At 61.7% G+C, this 18147-nt stretch carries 10 protein-coding genes; 9 read left to right on the top strand and 1 reads right to left on the bottom strand.

Annotated elements, in window-relative coordinates; genetic code table 11:
- Positions 1-209: 209 nt before the first annotated feature.
- From recC to HX869_RS27925, 6 genes are all read left to right on the top strand, one after another.
- Positions 210-3659 (top strand): exodeoxyribonuclease V subunit gamma, encoded by a 3450-nt coding sequence (gene recC, locus HX869_RS27950; RefSeq protein WP_178903980.1) that lies wholly within the window; start codon positions 210-212, stop codon positions 3657-3659.
- Positions 3656-7333 (top strand): exodeoxyribonuclease V subunit beta, encoded by a 3678-nt coding sequence (gene recB / locus HX869_RS27945; protein ID WP_178903979.1) that lies wholly within the window; start codon positions 3656-3658, stop codon positions 7331-7333. The genes recC and recB overlap by 4 nt, the downstream gene beginning before the upstream one ends.
- Positions 7330-9381: an exodeoxyribonuclease V subunit alpha gene (recD, locus tag HX869_RS27940; RefSeq protein ID WP_178903978.1), complete on the top strand. Its 2052-nt coding sequence runs from the start codon at positions 7330-7332 to the stop codon at positions 9379-9381. Before recB ends, recD begins: the two co-directional genes overlap by 4 nt.
- 161 nt (positions 9382-9542) lie before the next feature.
- Complete coding sequence (locus HX869_RS27935) at positions 9543-10112, top strand: YfiR family protein (RefSeq protein WP_178903977.1); 570 nt, start codon at positions 9543-9545, stop codon at positions 10110-10112.
- Positions 10109-11377 (top strand): diguanylate cyclase domain-containing protein, encoded by a 1269-nt coding sequence (locus HX869_RS27930; RefSeq protein ID WP_003214191.1) that lies wholly within the window; start codon positions 10109-10111, stop codon positions 11375-11377. Before HX869_RS27935 ends, HX869_RS27930 begins: the two co-directional genes overlap by 4 nt.
- A gap of 4 nt (positions 11378-11381) precedes the next feature.
- A complete protein-coding gene (locus HX869_RS27925; RefSeq protein WP_003214188.1) occupies positions 11382-11873 on the top strand; it encodes an OmpA family protein in 492 nt (163 codons plus the stop codon).
- Between the two features lie 135 nt (positions 11874-12008).
- Here the strand turns inward: HX869_RS27925 and HX869_RS27920 are convergent, their stop codons facing one another.
- Positions 12009-12956 carry a LysR family transcriptional regulator gene (locus tag HX869_RS27920; protein WP_177042349.1) on the bottom strand — a complete coding sequence of 316 codons (948 nt, stop codon included), beginning with the start codon at positions 12954-12956 and terminating at the stop codon, positions 12009-12011.
- Positions 12957-13087: 131 nt separating this feature from the next.
- Between HX869_RS27920 and HX869_RS27915 the strand changes: the two genes are divergently transcribed.
- The 3 genes from HX869_RS27915 to HX869_RS27905 all read left to right on the top strand — a co-directional run.
- Complete coding sequence (locus HX869_RS27915; RefSeq protein ID WP_008430611.1) at positions 13088-14605, top strand: CoA-acylating methylmalonate-semialdehyde dehydrogenase; 1518 nt, start codon at positions 13088-13090, stop codon at positions 14603-14605.
- A gap of 14 nt (positions 14606-14619) precedes the next feature.
- The gene (gene mmsB, locus HX869_RS27910; protein ID WP_003214181.1) at positions 14620-15507 is read left to right on the top strand and encodes a 3-hydroxyisobutyrate dehydrogenase; all 888 of its coding nucleotides are present in this window, start codon (positions 14620-14622) and stop codon (positions 15505-15507) included.
- 868 nt (positions 15508-16375) lie between these two features.
- Positions 16376-18147, top strand: a 1772-nt coding sequence (locus HX869_RS27905) for an Ig-like domain-containing protein (RefSeq protein ID WP_178903976.1), incomplete at its 3' end; no start/stop codon positions are given.

The raw sequence follows: 18147 nt of genomic DNA, 5'->3' as shown, positions 1-18147 counted from the left end.
GCCGATGGTAGTGTGGGGTTCCCCCATGTGAGAGTAGGTCATCGTCAAGATTAAATTCCAGAACCCCTGATTGCTTATGCAGTCAGGGGTTTTGTTTTGGGCGGTCGGAAAGTATGGCGAGCGTCTCCAAGTGTTCCTCACTTGCAGCCTACGATTGTCTTCAATGCTAAAGTCCATCCCTCGATTTTGCTTTTCCCAAGGAAGCCGTTATGCCGGATGCGACGTCCCTCAGTGCTGGATTCATGGTGGTTCACGGCAACCGCCTGGATGAGCTGCGCAGCCTGGTTGTCAGCTGGATGCGCCGTTACCCGCTGGCTCCCCTGGAAAACGAAATCGCCCTGGTACAAAGCAACGGTATTGCCCAGTGGCTGAAACTGGCGCTGGCTGAAGACCCTGAAGACGACGACATGGGCGGTTGCGGCATCGCTGCCGCTATTGATGTGCAGCTTCCCGGCAGCTTCATGTGGCAGCTCTATCGCATGGTCCTAGGCAAAGACGAGATCCCGCCCAAATCCCTGCTCGACAAAGCCCCACTGACCTGGCGCCTCATGCGCCTGCTCCCCGAGCTGATCGATCAACCCCATTTCGAACCCCTGCAACGTTTCCTGACCCACGATACGGATCTGCGCAAACGCTACCAACTCGCGGAACGCCTCGCCGACCTGTTCGACCAATACCAGGTCTACCGTGCCGACTGGCTGGAAGATTGGGCTGCCGGTCGCCATCAACTGCGCAATGGCCGTGGCGAATCCAAACCTTTGAGCCCGGCCAACTGCTGGCAAGCCGAACTATGGCGCGCCCTGCTGTTGGACGTAGGAGAGGAGGGCATGGCTCAAAGTCGCGCCGGAGTTCACCAACGCTTTATCGAGCGCATCAATAGCCTGGAGCAGGCACCGATAGGCCTGCCCTCCCGCGTGATCGTCTTCGGCATTTCCTCCTTGCCAGCCCAAGCGCTGGAAGCCCTTGCCGGCCTCGCCCGTTTCAGCCAGGTGCTGCTGTGTGTGCACAACCCTTGTCGCCATCACTGGTCCGACATCGTCGCCGACAAAGACCTGCTCCGAAACGAATACAAGCGCCAGGCACGCAAGGCCGGAATGCCGGTCACCATCGACCCGCAAACCCTGCATCAGCACGCCCACCCGCTGCTCGCTGCCTGGGGTAAGCAAGGTCGCGACTACATCAACCTGTTGGACAGCTACGACGACCCCAACAGTTACCGCTCGGCATTCCGTGACGGTCGTATCGACCTGTTCAGCGAGAGCGAGCCCACCACCTTGCTCAACCAACTCCAGGACGACATCCTCGAACTGCGCCCCCTCAACGAAACCCGTGAACTCTGGCCAAGCGTCGACCTGGCGCGCGACACTTCCATTCGCTTCCACATCGCCCACAGTGCCCAACGCGAAGTTGAAGTTCTTCACGACCAGTTACTGCAGCGCTTCAGCGCCGACCCCACGCTGCGCCCACGGGACATCATCGTCATGGTCCCCGACGTCGACAGCTACGCGCCGCATATTCGCGCCGTATTCGGCCAGCTTGAAAGAAGCGACCTACGCTTCATTCCGTTCACGCTTACGGACCAGGGCCAGCGCGGCCGCGATCCGTTACTGATCGCCGTCGAGCACCTGCTCAAGCTCCCGGACAGCCGCTTTCCGGTCAGCGAAATCCTCGACCTGCTCGACGTCCCGGCCCTGCGGGAACGCTTCGCCATCAAGGAACGCGACCTGCCGACCCTGCACCGCTGGATCGAAGGCGCCGGTATCCGTTGGGGCCTCAACGCCGAACAACGCGCCGGCCTCGGCTTACCCCAGGAGCTGGAGCAAAACAGCTGGCGGTTCGGCCTGCGTCGCATGCTCCTGGGCTACGCCGTTGGTACGGGCTCTGCCTGCGATGGCATCGAGCCGTACGATGAAATCGGCGGCCTCGATGCGGCCTTGATCGGCCCGCTAGTCGCACTGCTCGATGCGCTGCACGATGCCCACCAGGCACTTTCGCAACCTGCCGCGCCGACAGAGTGGGGCGAGCGCCTGCAAAACCTGATGCAGTTGTTCTTCCTCCCGAGCAACGAGCACGACGACTACCTGTTGGGTCAACTCGAGCAACTGAGAGAAACCTGGCTGGAGACCTGCGAGTCCGTCGGACTGCATGACGAATTACCCCTGACCGTAGTCCGCGAGGCCTGGCTGGCAGGCCTCGACCAAGGCCGGCTGTCCCAGCGCTTCCTCGCGGGAGCTGTCAATTTTTGTACCTTGATGCCCATGCGCGCGATCCCGTTCAAGCTGGTTTGCCTACTCGGCATGAACGATGGCGACTACCCACGCGCACAACCGCCGCTGGACTTCGACCTGATGGGCAGCGACTACCGCCCAGGCGATCGGTCACGCCGCGAAGACGACCGCTACCTGTTGCTCGAAGCCCTGCTCTCCGCCCGCGACCAGCTCTACATCAGTTGGGTCGGCCGCAGTATCCGCGACAACAGTGATCGCCCGGCATCGGTCCTGATCGGGCAGTTGCGCGACCACATTGCCAGCGGCTGGCACACCACCAGTGGCGAACCACTCCTGGAAGCCACCACCCAGGAACACCCGCTCCAGCCCTTCAGCGCCCGCTACTTCCATGAAGGTGACAAGCTGTTCAGCTACGCCCGCGAATGGCAGTTGCTCCACGCAACCCCGGACAGCCTGCCCGATACCGGCAGCCTCGCACCCTACACCCAGGAAGAACCGCTGAGCCTCGGCCAACTGCAAGACTTCCTGCGCAACCCGGTCAAACACTTCTTCAGCCAGCGCCTGAAAGTGTTTTTCGAAGCCGCCGAAGTCCCGCTGGAAGATGAAGAACCCTTCGTCCTCGATGCACTGCAGCGCTATAGCCTGAGCGACAGTTTGCTCACGGCGGCACTCACCCGCCCCGACAATCTCGACGAAGCCCTCAACGCCCAGGCCCTGCGTCTGCAAGGCAGTGGCTTGTTGCCGATGGTTGGTTTCGGCGAATGCCTGCGCAAAGAACTGATCGAGCCTCTGCCCGACCTGTTGCAGCGTTACCAGCAACTCCTGGCACTCTGGCCCACTGCGCACACCAGCGCCGAACCGATCAGTTTTGAGCATCAAGGCATCCAACTGGAAGGTTGGATCAGTGGCCTGCATCAACGCAGCGATGGCGGCTTTCTAAGCCTCACCGCCATCCCCAACAGCATCGGCTCGATCAAGACCCGTAAGTGGCATCGCCTGATTCGCCCATGGGTCAACCACCTGGTGGCCTGTGCCTGCGGCCTTCCGTTAAGTACCGGCCTGGTCGCCAGCGACGACACACTGCTATTGGCCCCACTTGAGCAAGCCACAGCCCGGGAGCTCCTCGGCAACCTGCTGCTCGCCTGGAAAACCGGCATGAGCGAACCACTGCCGGTCGCCGTTAAAACCGCATTCGCCTGGCTCGGTCAAACCGACCCGGCCAAAGCGCAAGCCGCCGCCAGCAAAGCCTACGAAGGCGACGGCCAAACCAGCGACGGCGAGCGCGGTGAAAGCCCTGCGCTCATCCGACAGTTCCCCGACTACGCCGCCTTGATGGCCAGCGAAGAGTTCGAAGGCTGGTGCGAAACCCTCTATCGACCGTTGATCAACGCTCCCTGGCGATCACTCACCAGCGCGGAGGCCAGCGCATGAGCGGTACAAAACCCCTGGCCCTGGCCTTCCCGCTCAAGGGCAGCCAACTGATCGAAGCCAGTGCCGGCACAGGCAAGACATTTACCATCTCAGCGCTCTACCTGCGTCTGGTACTCGGCCACGGAGGGGACGAATCGGGCTTCGGCCGCGAGTTGCTGCCGCCGCAAATTCTCGTCGTGACCTTTACTGATGCCGCCACCAAAGAGCTGCGTGAACGCATCCGAATCCGTCTGGCAGAAGCCGCGCGTTTTTTCCGCGAAGAAATCGAAGAACCCGACGCGTTGATCGCCGAACTGCGCGACCAATACAGCCCCGAACAATGGCCCGGCTGTGCCAATCGCCTGGACATCGCCGCCCAGTGGATGGATGAAGCCGCCGTCTCGACCATTCACAGCTGGTGCCAGCGCATGCTGCGCGAGCACGCCTTCGACAGCGGGAGCCTGTTCACCCAGACCCTGGAGACCGACCACAGCGACCTGCTCGGCGAAGTGCTGCGCGACTACTGGCGGCTGTTCTGCTACCCGATGCACGACGATGCGCTGAACTGGGTGCGCAACAATTGGGGCGGCCCGGCGGCCCTGATGCCACGGGTACGCGCGCTGTTCGGCAGCGAGCGGCCCACGGATGAAACGCGTGACCCCGCCGAGCTGATCAACGAATGCCTGCAAGAGCGCCGCCAAGCCCTCGTCGCGCTCAAGGCACCCTGGCAACAATGGGCAGAAGAATTGCGCAACATTTGCCTGCAGGCCGTCGCCGCCAAAGCCGTCGATGGTCGCAAGATGCAAGCCCGTTACTTCGAACCCTGGTTCGAAAAAATCAGCGCCTGGGCAGCTGACGAGTCTCTCGAACAACTGGACATCGGCACCGGTTTCACCCGCCTGACCCCCGACGGCATGGCCGAAGCCTGGAAAGGCGAACCACCACGCCATCCGGGTATCGACGCCATGGCCAGTCTCAAGGCCAGCCTCGACGCCCTGCCAACGCCCGATGCTGCTGTACTGCAACACGCCGCCGGCTGGGTGGGGAAACGCTTCGAAGAAGAAAAGCGCCGGCGCGCCGAAATGGGCTTCGACGACATGCTGATCCGCCTCAACGCCGCCCTGCAAGCCGACGGCGGCGAGCGTTTGGCCAGCGTGATCCGCGAGCAATTCCCGGTCGCCCTGATCGACGAATTCCAGGACACCGACCCGGTGCAATACAGCATCTTCGACAGCATCTACCGCATCGAAGAAAATCACCTCGACAGCGGCCTGTTCCTGATCGGCGATCCAAAGCAGGCGATCTACGCCTTTCGTGGCGCCGACATCTACACCTACCTGCGCGCGCGCCAGTCCACCACCGGCCGCCATCACACCCTGGGCACCAACTTCCGTTCGAGCCACGCCATGGTCGAGGCGGTAAACCACGTATTCCAGCGCGCAGAAAAAGGCCGTGGAGCGTTCCTGTTCCGTGAACCCGACGGTACGAATCCGGTGCCGTTCCAGTCGGTATTGTCCCAAGGCCGTAAGGAACAACTGCAGGTCAACGGTCAGACGTTGCCTGCGCTGAATCTCTGGCATCTACCCACCGACCAGCCGATCTCCGGCGTGCTCTACCGCCAACAGTTGGCCGCGTCCTGCGCCAGTCAAATCGTCGCGTTACTCAATGGCGGCCAGCAGGGAACTGCCGGATTCCTCGGCAAAGACGCTAGCTTCAAAGGCGTGCTGCCGTCAGACATCGCCATCCTCGTGCGCGACGGCAAGGAAGCCCAGGCCGTGCGCGGTGAACTGGCTGCCCGTGGCGTGCGCAGCGTTTACCTTTCCGATAAGGATTCCGTGTTCGCCGCCCAGGAAGCCCACGACCTGCTGGCCTGGCTCAAGGCCTGTGCCGAGCCGGACGTCGAGCGCCCACTGCGCGCCGCCCTGGCTTGCGTCACCTTGAACCTGTCGCTGCCCGAACTGGAGCGTCTGAACCAGGACGAACTGGCGTGGGAACAACGCGTAATGCAGTTCCGCGATTACCGTACGATCTGGCGCACCCAAGGCGTGCTGCCGATGCTGCGGCGCCTGTTGCACGACTTCAAATTGCCGCAAACCCTGATCACGCGCAGCGATGGCGAGCGGGTATTGACCAACCTGTTGCACCTCTCGGAATTGCTGCAACAGGCGGCCGCAGAGCTGGACGGTGAACAAGCGCTGATTCGCCATCTGGCCGAACATCTCGCGCTTTCCGGCCAGGCCGGTGAAGAGCAGATCCTGCGCCTGGAAAGTGATGAACAACTGGTCAAAGTGGTAACGATCCACAAATCCAAGGGGCTGGAATACGACCTGGTTTTCCTGCCGTTCATTTGCTCGGCAAAACCGGTTGATGGCAGCCGCCTGCCGTTGCATTACCACGACGCAAACGGCAAATCCCAGGTCAGCCTCAGGCCCACCGCCGAGTTGATCGCCCAAGCCGACGATGAGCGCCTGGCCGAAGACTTGCGTCTGTTTTACGTGGCGCTGACCCGCGCCAAACACGCCTGCTGGCTGGGCATCGCCGACCTCAAGCGTGGCAATAACAACAGCTCGGTGCTGCACCTGTCGGCCCTGGGCTACTTGCTCGGCGGCGGCGCCGCACTTGGCGAGTCCGGCGGCCTGGCCCGCTGGTTGCTTGACCTGCAGGAGGGTTGCCCGGCACTGCATTACGCAGAAATGCCCGAGGCCGATGCGGTCGTATTCCACCCGCCGCGTAACGAAGCCACCTTGCTCGCGCCGCTGCTGCCCAAGCGCAAGGCGGCAGAAAACTGGTGGATCGCTTCCTACAGTGCGCTGCGTATCGGCGAGAGCATGAGTGCGGCGAGCCTCGAAGCGCCGGAAAGCCCACAAGCGCAGAAGCTGTTCGATGACGAACGCCTCGACCCGGATGCCCCACGCGAAGTGCCGGCTTCCGGTGGCGATATTCACCGTTTCCCACGCGGGCCGAATCCCGGCACCTTTCTCCATGGCCTGCTGGAATGGGCGGGCGGCGAAGGCTTCAATGTTACCCCGGAGGCCATCGAAGATGCGGTCGCCCGCCGCTGCAACCGACGCGGCTGGGAAGGCTGGATCGGCACACTCGGCGGTTGGCTCGGGCATCTGTTGCAAGCCCGGTTGCCGCTGGGCAACGGGCAGGTGGCCCTTAGCGAGTTGCGGCAGTACCAGATCGAAATGGAATTCTGGTTTGCCAGCCACAAGGTCGACGTCCTCGCACTCGACAAACTGGTGTGCCAGCACACTCACAATGGCGTATCCCGCGTGGCCGCCGAACCGGTGCTGCTCAATGGCATGTTCAAGGGTTTTATCGACCTGACCTTTGAGCACGAAGGCCGCTACTACGTGGCCGACTACAAATCCAATTGGCTTGGTCCCGATGATTCGGCCTACACGCAGCAGGCCATGGAACTGTCGATCCTCGACCATCGTTACGACCTGCAATACGTACTTTACCTGCTGGCCCTGCATCGCCAGCTGAAGGCGCGGCTGCCGGATTACGACTACGACCGTCACGTCGGCGGCGCGTTATACCTGTTCCTGCGGGGCACCCATTCCGCGAGCCAGGGCGCGTATTTCACCCGACCACCCCGGGAATTGATCGAAAGCCTGGACCTGCTGTTCCAGGGCAAACCGCTGCCACCCAAGGCCGAGCCCGCCTGGGAACAAGGAGAGCTGCTATGAGCCTGTCGCCGTTACCGCTTGAGGAGCTGACGCCCCTCAGCCGCGCCGCCGACCTAGTGCAACTGCTCGATCTCTGGGTGCAGCGCGGCTGGTTGCGCGCGCTGGACAAGGCCTTTGTCGGCTTCCTCCACGAACTCGATCCGCAGGCTGATCCTTTAGTCCTGCTGGCCGCGGCCCTGACCAGCCACCAACTGGGCCATGGCCATGTATGCCTGGACCTGTTCGAAACCCTCAAGGCCCCGGATTTTGCTCTGTCGCTGCCACCCGAAGGCGATGTGCAAACCGGCGTCATGCTGCTGCCATCACAGTTGCTCGACGGCCTGGACGGCGCCCATTGGTGCCATGCCCTGGCCGCCAGCCGTCTGGTGGCACTGGCCGTCGACGGCAGCGAGGAGGCGCAAAGCCGGCCACTGGTGCTGTCGGGCAAACGCCTGTACTTGCGCCGCTACTGGACCTACGAACGGCGTATCGACAGCGCTTTGCGCCTGCGACTCGCCACCCGGGAAAGCGTTGCCGCCGATCTGCCCGAACGCCTGAATCGCCTGTTCGACCAGGCCCCGCCAGACGGTGTTGTCGACTGGCAAAAACTCGCCTGCGCCTTGGCCACCCGCGGTGCATTCAGCATCGTCACCGGCGGGCCGGGTACCGGCAAGACCACCACGGTGGTGCGTTTGCTTGCGCTGTTGCAGGCCCCCGCCGTGGAAGCGGGCAGCGCGTTGCGCATCCGTCTGGCCGCGCCCACCGGCAAGGCGGCCGCGCGCTTGACCGAGTCCATCAGCCAGCAAGTGCTGTCGCTGAAAGTGCCTGATGCGGTGAAGGAAAAAATCCCGACCCAGGTCACCACCGTTCACCGTTTGCTCGGCAGCCGTCCCGGCACCCGGCACTTCCGGCATCACATCGGCAATCCGTTGCCCCTGGATGTGCTGGTAGTGGACGAAGCCTCGATGATCGACCTGGAAATGATGGCCAACCTGCTGGACGCATTGCCACCCCATGCTCGCCTGGTGCTGCTGGGTGACAAGGACCAGTTGGCCTCGGTTGAAGCCGGGGCGGTGCTGGGGGATTTGTGCCGCGACGCCGAAGCCGGTTTCTACAGCCCGCAAACCCGCCAGTGGCTGCAACAGGTCAGCGGCGAAGACCTCGGCGCCAGCGGCCTGCAGGAAGACCTCGACGGTAGCCACCCCTTGGCGCAACAAGTGGTGATGCTGCGTTACTCGCGGCGTTTCGGCGAAGGCAGCGGCATTGGCCAACTGGCCCGCTGGGTCAACCAGCAAAACCCTGAGCAGGCCCGCAAACTGCTGGCTGCCCGCAGCCATGCCGACCTGTTTTGCGTCAGCCTCAAGGGCGAGCAGGACCATGCCCTGGAGCGCCTGGTGCTGGATGGCCATGGCGACGGTGCCCACGGTTATCGCCATTACCTGAAACTGCTGCAGACCGCGCGTCCGTCCCTGGAGACGCCACGGGATGACGAGGCCTGGACGCTCTGGGCGCAAAAGCTGCTGAAAGCCTTCGACGCATTCCAGTTGCTCTGCGCCGTACGCAAGGGCCCATGGGGCGTGGAGGGCTTGAACCTGCGCATCACCGCCGCGCTGCTCAAGGCCCGGCTGATCGACAGCGACCAGCAATGGTACGAAGGACGCCCGGTGTTGATGACTCGCAACGATTACGGCCTGGGCCTGATGAACGGCGATATCGGTATCGCCCTCAAGCTGCCCGAAAGCGACGGCGGGCCGCAGGTTCTGCGCGTCGCGTTCCCGCGCAACGATGGCCAGGGCGGCGTACGGTTTGTGTTGCCCAGCCGGCTCAACGACGTCGAAACCGTCTACGCGATGACGGTGCATAAATCTCAGGGCTCTGAATTCACCCACACCGCACTGATTTTGCCGGACGCCTTGAACCCGGTGCTTACCAAAGAGCTGATCTACACCGGCATCACCCGCGCCAAGGACTGGTTCAGCCTGATCGAACCCCGGGGTGGCGTATTCGAAGAGGCGGTGAGCCGCAAGGTGAAACGCTTGAGTGGGCTGATGCTGGAACTGGGCACTTGATCGTCAAAGAAGCTGACCGATGGGACATCTAAATTTTCTGATCCAAATGTGTGATTTTTCTTAATAAAATGTCGGAATCCTCCTGGGTGTCGCCTCGGGGGGTTTCCGCCGTTGTGCTATCGTTGCGGCATCATCCCGAGAAGATCAAAGAGAATCGCTGCATGAACGTGGCTGTCTCGCCCACAGAGCGAAGTTTGAGCTGGAGACGAATGCTGCTGTTGGCGCTTCTGTGCGTGTTCACGCCCCTCGTTTTTGCCCAGCCGCCTGCCGGCATGGCCGATCAGCGGGCCAAGGCCGTCACCCAAGTGGTCCTGGGAATTCTCAGTTACGCCCGCTGGCCGGTAGAGCCCGCGCAATTGCGTTTGTGCATCGTCGGGCCAACCCAATACACCGATGACCTGGTCAAAGGCACCACCCAGGCTACCGGCCGTCCGGTAGTGGTGCAGCGTTTGCTGGCCGACCATCCAGACATCGCCAATGCCTGCGATGCCGTGTACATCGGCCAATTGACCAGCGACGAGCGCAGCCGCCTGTTCGCGGCATTGATCGGCCATCCGGTGCTCAGCATCAGCGAAGGCGGCGACCAATGCACCGTGGGCAGCCTGTTCTGCCTGCGGGTAGCCGACGAACAGGTGTCGTTCGAGGTCAACCTGGATTCCGTTGCCCGTAGCGGTGTGCGCATTCATCCGAGTGTGCTGCAGCTGTCCCGACGTCGAGCGCTGGGGTCATGAGTGTCGATAAGGCGCCAGTGCGTCCTACCTTGCGTTCAGTGATCGGGCGCGGGCACCTGAGCCTGGCGCTGATGGCCGTCAGCATGGCCAGTATCTCCCTGACCCTGCTCGGCGTGCTCGCGCTGCGGGTGTATGCCGACCACAATCTGCACCTGATCGCCCGCTCCATCAACTACACCGTGGAAGCGGCCGTGGTGTTCAACGACAGCGCGGCGGCCACCGAGGCGTTGGGCGTGATCGCCTCGGAGGAAGAAGTGGCCGAGGCGGAAGTCTTCAACGTCGACGGCAAGCAACTGGCCCATTGGGAGCGCCCTGAAACCGGGATGCTGTCGATGATTGAGCTGCAGTTGGCGCATGCCCTGCTCGAACAACCCATCACCCAGCCGATCCTGCACCAGGGCCAGGTCATCGGCAGCGTGCACCTGACCGGCCACGGCGGCAGCCTGTTGCGCTTCCTGCTCAGCGGCCTGGCCGGGATTCTGGTGTGCACCGCCCTCAGCGCCTGGGTTGCACTGTACCTGGCGCGGCGTTTGTTACGCGGCATCACCGGGCCGTTGCACAGCCTGGCCTCGGTGGCCCACGCTGCCCGAAGCGAGCGGGCCTTTGACCGACGCGTACCGCCGGCGAAAATCGCCGAACTCGACAGCCTGGGCAATGACTTCAATGCCCTGCTCGACGAACTGGAGGCCTGGCAGACCCACCTGCAAAGCGAAAACGAAACCCTCGCCCACCAGGCCAGCCACGACAGCCTGACCGGGCTGCCCAACCGTGCGTTCTTCGAAGGGCGGCTGATCCGCGCCCTGCGCAGCGCCGCCAAGCTCAACGAGAAAGTGGCGGTCTTGTTCCTCGACAGCGACCGCTTTAAAGACATCAACGACAACTTCGGCCACGCCGCCGGCGATGCGGTATTGGTGGCAGTGGCTACGCGCATTCGTGCGCAACTGCGTGAAGACGACCTGGTGGCACGCCTGGGCGGCGATGAATTCGCCATCTTGCTGTCGCCTCTGCACCGACTTGAGGACGCCCAGCGCATTGCCGAAAAAATCATCGCCAGCATGGACGCGCCCATTGCGCTGCCCGGCGACGCCCACGTATTGACCTCACTCAGTATCGGCATCGCCGTCTACCCTGATCATGGCGCCACCCCCGGTAACCTGCTCAACGCCGCCGACGCGGCGATGTACCAGGCCAAACGGCTTTCCCAGGGGGGCCAGCAAACGGCGGAATCGGAGTCCCCCGCCGCCGACGTTCAACACAGGAGTTGATCCCTTGTTCTCGACCGCACGCTTTTTATTCATCACCTTGCTCGTGGCTCTGCTCGCCCTGAGCGGCTGCCAGACCCCGCCGCCAAAAGGCCTGACACCGGCGCAAATCGCCGTGCTCAAACAGCAGGGTTTTGAACTGACTGACGAAGGCTGGGCCTTCGGCCTCTCGGGCAAGGTGCTGTTTGGCAGCGACGTCGAAAGTCTGAATGCCCCCAGCACCGAGATCGTCCAGCGCATCGGCAAGGCGCTGCTGGGCGTGGGCATTGAGCGCGTGCGGGTCGACGGCCACACCGACGCCTCGGGCAAGGAAACCTACAACCAGCAACTGTCCCTGCGCCGAGCCAAAAGCGTTGCGCACGTGTTGGCAGGCGTTGGGATGAAAGAAGAAAACGTACAACTGCGCGGACTGGGCAGCAGCGAGCCGGTGGCGTCCAACGCGACAGCGGCGGGGCGAACCGAGAATCGCCGGGTGTCGATTGTGGTGATTGCGGACTAGTCTGGCTTTCGGGCAGTTCGAGTTGGAATGCAATCAATGTGGGAGCCGGGCTTGCCCGCGATGGCGGTGGATCAGTTGATGTATTGGGTGACTGACACACTGCTATCGCGGGCAAGCCCGGCTCCCACATTTTATTTAATCGGCAAACACCATCTCCCGCGTTTCCCCCATCAACAACGGCTGATTCTGCTCCGTCACCTCACGGATGTAATCCCACAGCAGGGTGATCCGTTTCAACTTCCTCAAGTCCTCGCGGCAGTACATCCAGAACTGCCGCGTAATGTTTATCTCCTTCGAAAGCACCGGCAGCAACCGCGGGTCCTGTGCCGCCAAAAAGCACGGCAGGATCGCCAGCGAGCGCCCTTGCTGCGCCGCCACGTACTGCGCAATCACGCTGGTGCTGCGCAAACTGGCGCTGGCGCCGGGCACTACATTGGCCAGGTACAGCAGCTCTGAACTGAACGCTAAATCATCCACGTAGCTGATAAACGGATGCTCGGCCAGGTCCGCCGCCCGGCGGATGGGCGGGTGCTGGTCCAGGTATTCCTGCGTCGCGTACAGCTGCAGCTTGTAGTCGCACAGCTTGCAGCACACGTACGGCCCGTGTTCCGGCCGCTCCAGGGCGATGACGATATCCGCCTCGCGCTTGGACAGGCTGATGAAGTGGGGCAGGGGCAGGATGTCCACCGAGATCGCCGGGTAGGTGTCGACGAAGTGGCTCAGTTGCGGGGTGACGAAGAAGCTGCCGAACCCTTCGGTGCAGCCCATGCGCACGTGGCCGGACAGCGCCACGCCGGAGCCGGAAACCTGTTCGCAGGCCATGTGCAACGTGCTTTCGATGGACTCGGCGTAACCCAGCAGGCGCTGGCCTTCGGTGGTCAATACGAAGCCGTTGGTCCGGGATTTTTCAAACAGGAGAGTGCCCAAGGATCCTTCAAGGGAGGTAATGCGCCGCGACACCGTGGTGTAGTCCACCGCCAGGCGCTTGGCGGCGACGCTGGCCTTGCGGGTACGGGCGACTTCGAGGAAAAACTTCAGGTCATCCCAGTTCAGGGAGCCCAGTGACGTGATGTTTTTTTGCATATTGGACCGGCTTTTATGTGCGTTCTTATTAGAAGTTTGCACATCTATACTCCAAAAACAGTCCGAACGCCTCATCCTCAAGGCGATTCAACGCCTTGGTTCTCTGCATACCTACAAGAATTGGAGACCACATGAACGCATCTGCCGATATTTCCGTAAAACAGGTCAAGCTGCTGATCAACGGCGAGTGGGTCGAATCCAGGACCACCGAATGGCAAGACATCGTCAACCCCGCTACCCAGCAAGTGCTGGCCCGCGTACCGTTTTCCACCCCTGAAGAAGTCAACGCTGCCATCGACGCCGCCCATCGCGCCTTCCAGACCTGGAAGCTGACGCCGATCGGTGCGCGCATGCGCATCATGCTCAAGCTGCAAGCCTTGATCCGCGAGCACTCCAAGCGCATCGCCGTGGTCCTGAGTGCCGAGCAGGGCAAGACCATTGCCGACGCTGAAGGCGACATTTTCCGTGGCCTGGAAGTGGTCGAGCACGCGTGCTCCATCGGCACCCTGCAGATGGGCGAATTCGCTGAAAACGTCGCGGGCGGTGTGGACACCTACACCCTGCGCCAGCCGATCGGCGTGTGCGCCGGCATCACCCCGTTCAACTTCCCGGCGATGATTCCGCTGTGGATGTTCCCGATGGCCATTGCCTGCGGTAACACGTTCGTACTCAAGCCATCGGAACAGGACCCGCTGTCGACCCTGCTGCTGGTTGAACTGGCGCTGGAAGCCGGGGTGCCAGCCGGTGTGCTGAACGTGGTTCACGGCGGCAAGGACGTGGTGGATGCGCTGTGCACCCACAAAGATATCAAGGCCGTGTCCTTCGTCGGTTCGACCGCCGTGGGGACTCACGTCTACGACCTCGCCGGTAAACACGGCAAGCGCGTGCAATCGATGATGGGCGCCAAGAACCACGCCGTGGTGCTGCCGGACGCCAATCGCGAGCAAACCCTGAACGCCCTGGTCGGCGCCGGTTTCGGTGCGGCCGGTCAGCGTTGCATGGCAACTTCCGTGGTGGTGCTGGTGGGCGCGGCCAAACAATGGCTGCCAGACCTCAAGGCCCTGGCGCAAAAACTCAAGGTGAACGCCGGCAGCGAAGCCGGTACCGATGTGGGTCCGGTAATCTCCAAGCGCGCCAAGGCACGCATTCTCGACCTGATCGAAAGCGGCGTAAAAGAAGGTGCCAAGCTGGAGCTGGATGGCCGCGGCATCAAGGTGCCGGGTTTCGAGGACGGCAATTTCGTCGGCCCGACGTTGTTCTCCGGCGTGACCACCGACATGCAGATCTACACCCAGGAAATCTTCGGCCCGGTGCTGGTGGTGCTGGAAGTCGACACCCTCGACCAAGCCATCGCCCTGGTCAACGCCAACCCGTTCGGCAACGGCACCGGCCTGTTCACCCAGAGCGGCGCGGCGGCGCGTAAATTCCAGAGCGAAATCGATGTGGGCCAGGTCGGCATCAACATCCCGATCCCCGTGCCGGTTCCGTTCTTCAGCTTCACCGGTTCCCGTGGTTCGAAACTCGGCGACCTGGGCCCGTACGGCAAGCAAGTGGTGCAGTTCTACACCCAGACCAAAACCGTCACCAGCCGCTGGTTCGACGACGACAGCGTCAACGATGGCGTCAACACCACCATCAACCTGCGCTGATCGAGGAGACGACCATGAAGATTGCATTTATCGGCCTGGGCAACATGGGCGCGCCGATGGCGCGCAACCTGATCAAGGCTGGCCATGCGCTGAACCTGTTCGACCTGAACCAGACCGTGCTCAAGGAACTGGCGGAACTGGGCGGCACCATCAGCGCTTCACCGCGCGCGGCAGCCGAAGGCGCCGAGTTGGTGGTGACCATGCTCCCGGCTGCGGCCCATGTGCGCAGTGTGTGGCTCGGTGAAGACGGCGTGCTCGCCGGCATCGGCAAAGGCGTGCCGGCGGTGGATTGCAGCACCATCGACCCGCAGACCGCCCGCGATGTAGCGGCGGCGGCAGCGAAACAAGGCGTGGTGATGGCGGATGCTCCAGTGTCCGGCGGCACCGGCGGTGCCCAGGCCGGGACGTTGACCTTCATGGTCGGCGCTACCCCGGAACTGTTCGCCACCCTGCAGCCGGTATTGGCGCAGATGGGCCGCAACATCGTGCATTGCGGCGAAGTCGGCACCGGGCAAATCGCCAAGATCTGCAACAACCTGCTGCTGGGTATCACCATGGTCGGCGTCAGCGAAGCCATGGCCCTGGGCGATGCGCTGGGCATCGACACCCAAGTGTTGGCGGGAATCATCAACAGCTCCACCGGGCGCTGCTGGAGTTCGGACACCTACAACCCATGGCCAGGGATTATCGAGACGGCGCCGTCGTCCCGGGGTTATACCGGTGGGTTTGGTGCAGAACTGATGCTCAAGGATCTGGGACTGGCCACTGAAGCGGCCCGCCAGGCACACCAGCCGGTGATCCTCGGCGCAGTGGCGCAGCAGTTGTATCAATCGATGAGCCAACGTGGGGAAGGGGGCAAGGACTTCTCGGCGATCATCAACAGCTATCGAAAACCAAAGTAGGGCAATTGTCCTTCTTCACTGTGGGCCCCTGATTTTTACTGCGTAGACCTTCCAGCACCAGCTCACTACTGGTGCTTTTTTTTGGCCTGAATAAACCCCTTCGCGACGTTTGTGGGAGGGCGGTATTACTTATCGACTAATGCCTAGGGATAAGGTTTTTTTGCATTGTTATAGTTGTGAAATAAACTTTTACAAGTTTCAGGTGTGACGCTGAAATATCATGTTTTTGATTATGGGTTATTCATTTGGTGAGTGTCCATGGAGCGCTCGATTATCATGCCGTTATAATTTATTTCTCGGTTGTGTGTGTTCGGTTTGTCGTGGCTTCCCTCATTAAATACCCATGTTTATTGCGTGTTTACATTTCTCTTTGATGTTGACTATTGCCTCGCTAGTATCGGTTTTGCGAGCGTGGTCATGGTTGCTGCGTCTCGATAACTTCCGCCGAAGCGTTGTACTTTCAAAGTTGTGCAGGTGTGTCAGAGATGGCTAGCGAATGGATGCGTACATCGGGTTTCCCAGGGCTATCGGCCTCATCGAACGAGGCCGCCCTGGAACTTGAAAAAGCCCGCATCCTGGCCCGCCACCTCTCCCGGTTGCTCGACCTCTGGGCTGCGATGCAGTCCAGCCCAAGGCCCGGGCAGGCTTATTCTGACGCCAAGGATGTGCCACCTCATTCGGTGTCAGCGTGTTGCAAGCGCACGCGTGTGGGTCTGCAATGTCGTGAAGAAACCGGCGTCGGTTGATCGCTGTAAATCCTGACCAGTCCTATATAAACGCAAAAAGAGTTTCGTGCTCGGCGGTAACTACCGTCGTGGGCATTCGCTCGCGCTGAAATACGTGTGTCCATATAAAAAACGGGTGAGAGATGAAAAACATAACTATTGTCGACAAGGCAACGGGGACGGCGACAGAGCATGCCTTTGGCAACGCCAGCCTCAAGGGAACCAGCATTGTAAAACTGCCGTTCGGACAAGAAAGCGTTCAATCGTTTCAACAGTCCGGCCAAAACCTGGTGGTCACTCTGAAGTCTGGAGAAACCATCACCATTCAGAACTTTTTTGTAGTGGGAGCCGACGGCTCCGCTAACCAACTGGTTCTGGAAAATGCCGACGGAACATTGTTGCTCGGCAACTATTCCACGCCGTATTCGGGTTTCAACTTCACCGAAATCTCGACCCTGGACGACCTGGGTGTGGCAGCCATTGCCGCTGACAGTGCGGTGCCGGACTGGGTGCTGTGGGGCTTGGGCATCCTCGCCGTCGGCGGTACCGCCGCGGCATTGAGCGGTGGTGGCGGTGGTGGTGGCCATCATCATCAAACGCCAGTTCCTGCACCCGGTGCTGCGACCGGTTTATCGGTCAACAGCGCGGGCACGGTGGTCAGCGGTAAAGGTCAGCCTGGCACCACCGTCACGGTCAAGGATGCCGCCGGTAACGTACTGGGCACAGGCACTGTGGGTACCGACGGCAACTTCCAGGTCAACCTGGACAAGCCGCAAACCAATGGCGAAACCCTGCAAGTCGTCCTCAAGGATGCCGCGGGTCAGGAATCGCAACCTGCGTCTGTGGTAGCGGGTGATACAACCGCCCCCGCCGCACCGAACGGTTTGGCCGTCAGTGCAGACGGTACAACCGTCAGCGGTAAGGGCGAGCCTAATTCGACCGTGATCATCAAGGATGCCAATGGCGAGGTCCTCGGCACCGGCACCGTGGATGCTGAAGGCAACTTCCAGGTCACCCTGGGAACTGCGCAAACCAATGGCGAAACCCTGCAAGTCACCCTCAAGGATGCTGCCGGCAATGAATCGTCCGCCAGCCCCGTGGTGGCGGGCGACAGCACCGCCCCGGATGCGCCGACCAACCTGGTGATCAGTGCCGATGGCGCAACTGTCAGCGGTAAAGGTGAACCGAACGCTGCCGTGAGCATCAAGGATGCCAGCGGCAATGTGATCGGTACGGGCACCGTCGGCGCGGATGGCAATTTCCAGGTTTCGCTCGACACACCCGCGCCCGAAGGCGAAAGCCTGGCGATCACGCTCAAAGACGCTGCCGGCAATGAGTCGGCTCCGGGTGCGCTGGTTGTCGCCGATATTGAGACACCGCTTGCGCCGCGCAACCTGGCAATCAGTGACGTGGGTGACACGCTCAGCGGTGAAGGCGCCGCGGCCCACAAAGTCATCATCCTCAACGATGCTGGTGAAGTGGTCGGCAGCGGAACAGTGGCAGATGACGGAACATTCCTGGTGCAACTGAACTCGCTGCACATCAATGGCGAGCGGCTACGCGTGTTCCTGCGCAACTTCTCGGGCAAGGAATCCCTGCCAGGCATCGTCATCGCGGGGGACACCATCGCCCCGGATGCCCCAACCAACCTGGTGGTCGGCGAAGATGGCAGCACCGTCACCGGCAAGGGCGAACCGCGCGCGACCGTTACCGTGAAAGACGCCGATGGCAACGTGATCGGTACTGGCACGGTCGGCGACGACGGTAATTTTCAAGTCACCCTGGATCCGCTTCAGGTTAACGGCGAAACACTGGCTGTCACATTGACCGATGCAGCAGGCAACGAGTCTGTTCCGGCTTCTGTGATCGCTGTTGATATTGATGATACGGACGCTGATGCGGATGCTGACGCGGA

Source organism: Pseudomonas sp. P7779 (genome assembly GCF_013386315.1).
Taxonomy (GTDB): Bacteria; Pseudomonadota; Gammaproteobacteria; order Pseudomonadales; family Pseudomonadaceae; genus Aquipseudomonas.
Note: the sequence above shows the minus strand (reverse complement) of the source record. Positions and strands in the feature narration are given on the sequence as shown.

Bases quoted from the DNA above. Each gene is read 5' to 3' on its own strand.
- recC (WP_178903980.1), top strand. From the start codon at position 210: ATGCCGGATGCGACGTCCCTCAGTGCTGGATTCATGGTGGTTCACGGC.
- recB (WP_178903979.1), top strand. From the start codon at position 3,656: ATGAGCGGTACAAAACCCCTGGCCCTGGCCTTCCCGCTCAAGGGCAGC.
- recD (WP_178903978.1), top strand. From the start codon at position 7,330: ATGAGCCTGTCGCCGTTACCGCTTGAGGAGCTGACGCCCCTCAGCCGC.
- HX869_RS27935 (WP_178903977.1), top strand. From the start codon at position 9,543: ATGAACGTGGCTGTCTCGCCCACAGAGCGAAGTTTGAGCTGGAGACGA.
- HX869_RS27930 (WP_003214191.1), top strand. From the start codon at position 10,109: ATGAGTGTCGATAAGGCGCCAGTGCGTCCTACCTTGCGTTCAGTGATC.
- HX869_RS27920 (WP_177042349.1), bottom strand. From the start codon at position 12,956: ATGCAAAAAAACATCACGTCACTGGGCTCCCTGAACTGGGATGACCTG.
- HX869_RS27915 (WP_008430611.1), top strand. From the start codon at position 13,088: ATGAACGCATCTGCCGATATTTCCGTAAAACAGGTCAAGCTGCTGATC.
- mmsB (WP_003214181.1), top strand. From the start codon at position 14,620: ATGAAGATTGCATTTATCGGCCTGGGCAACATGGGCGCGCCGATGGCG.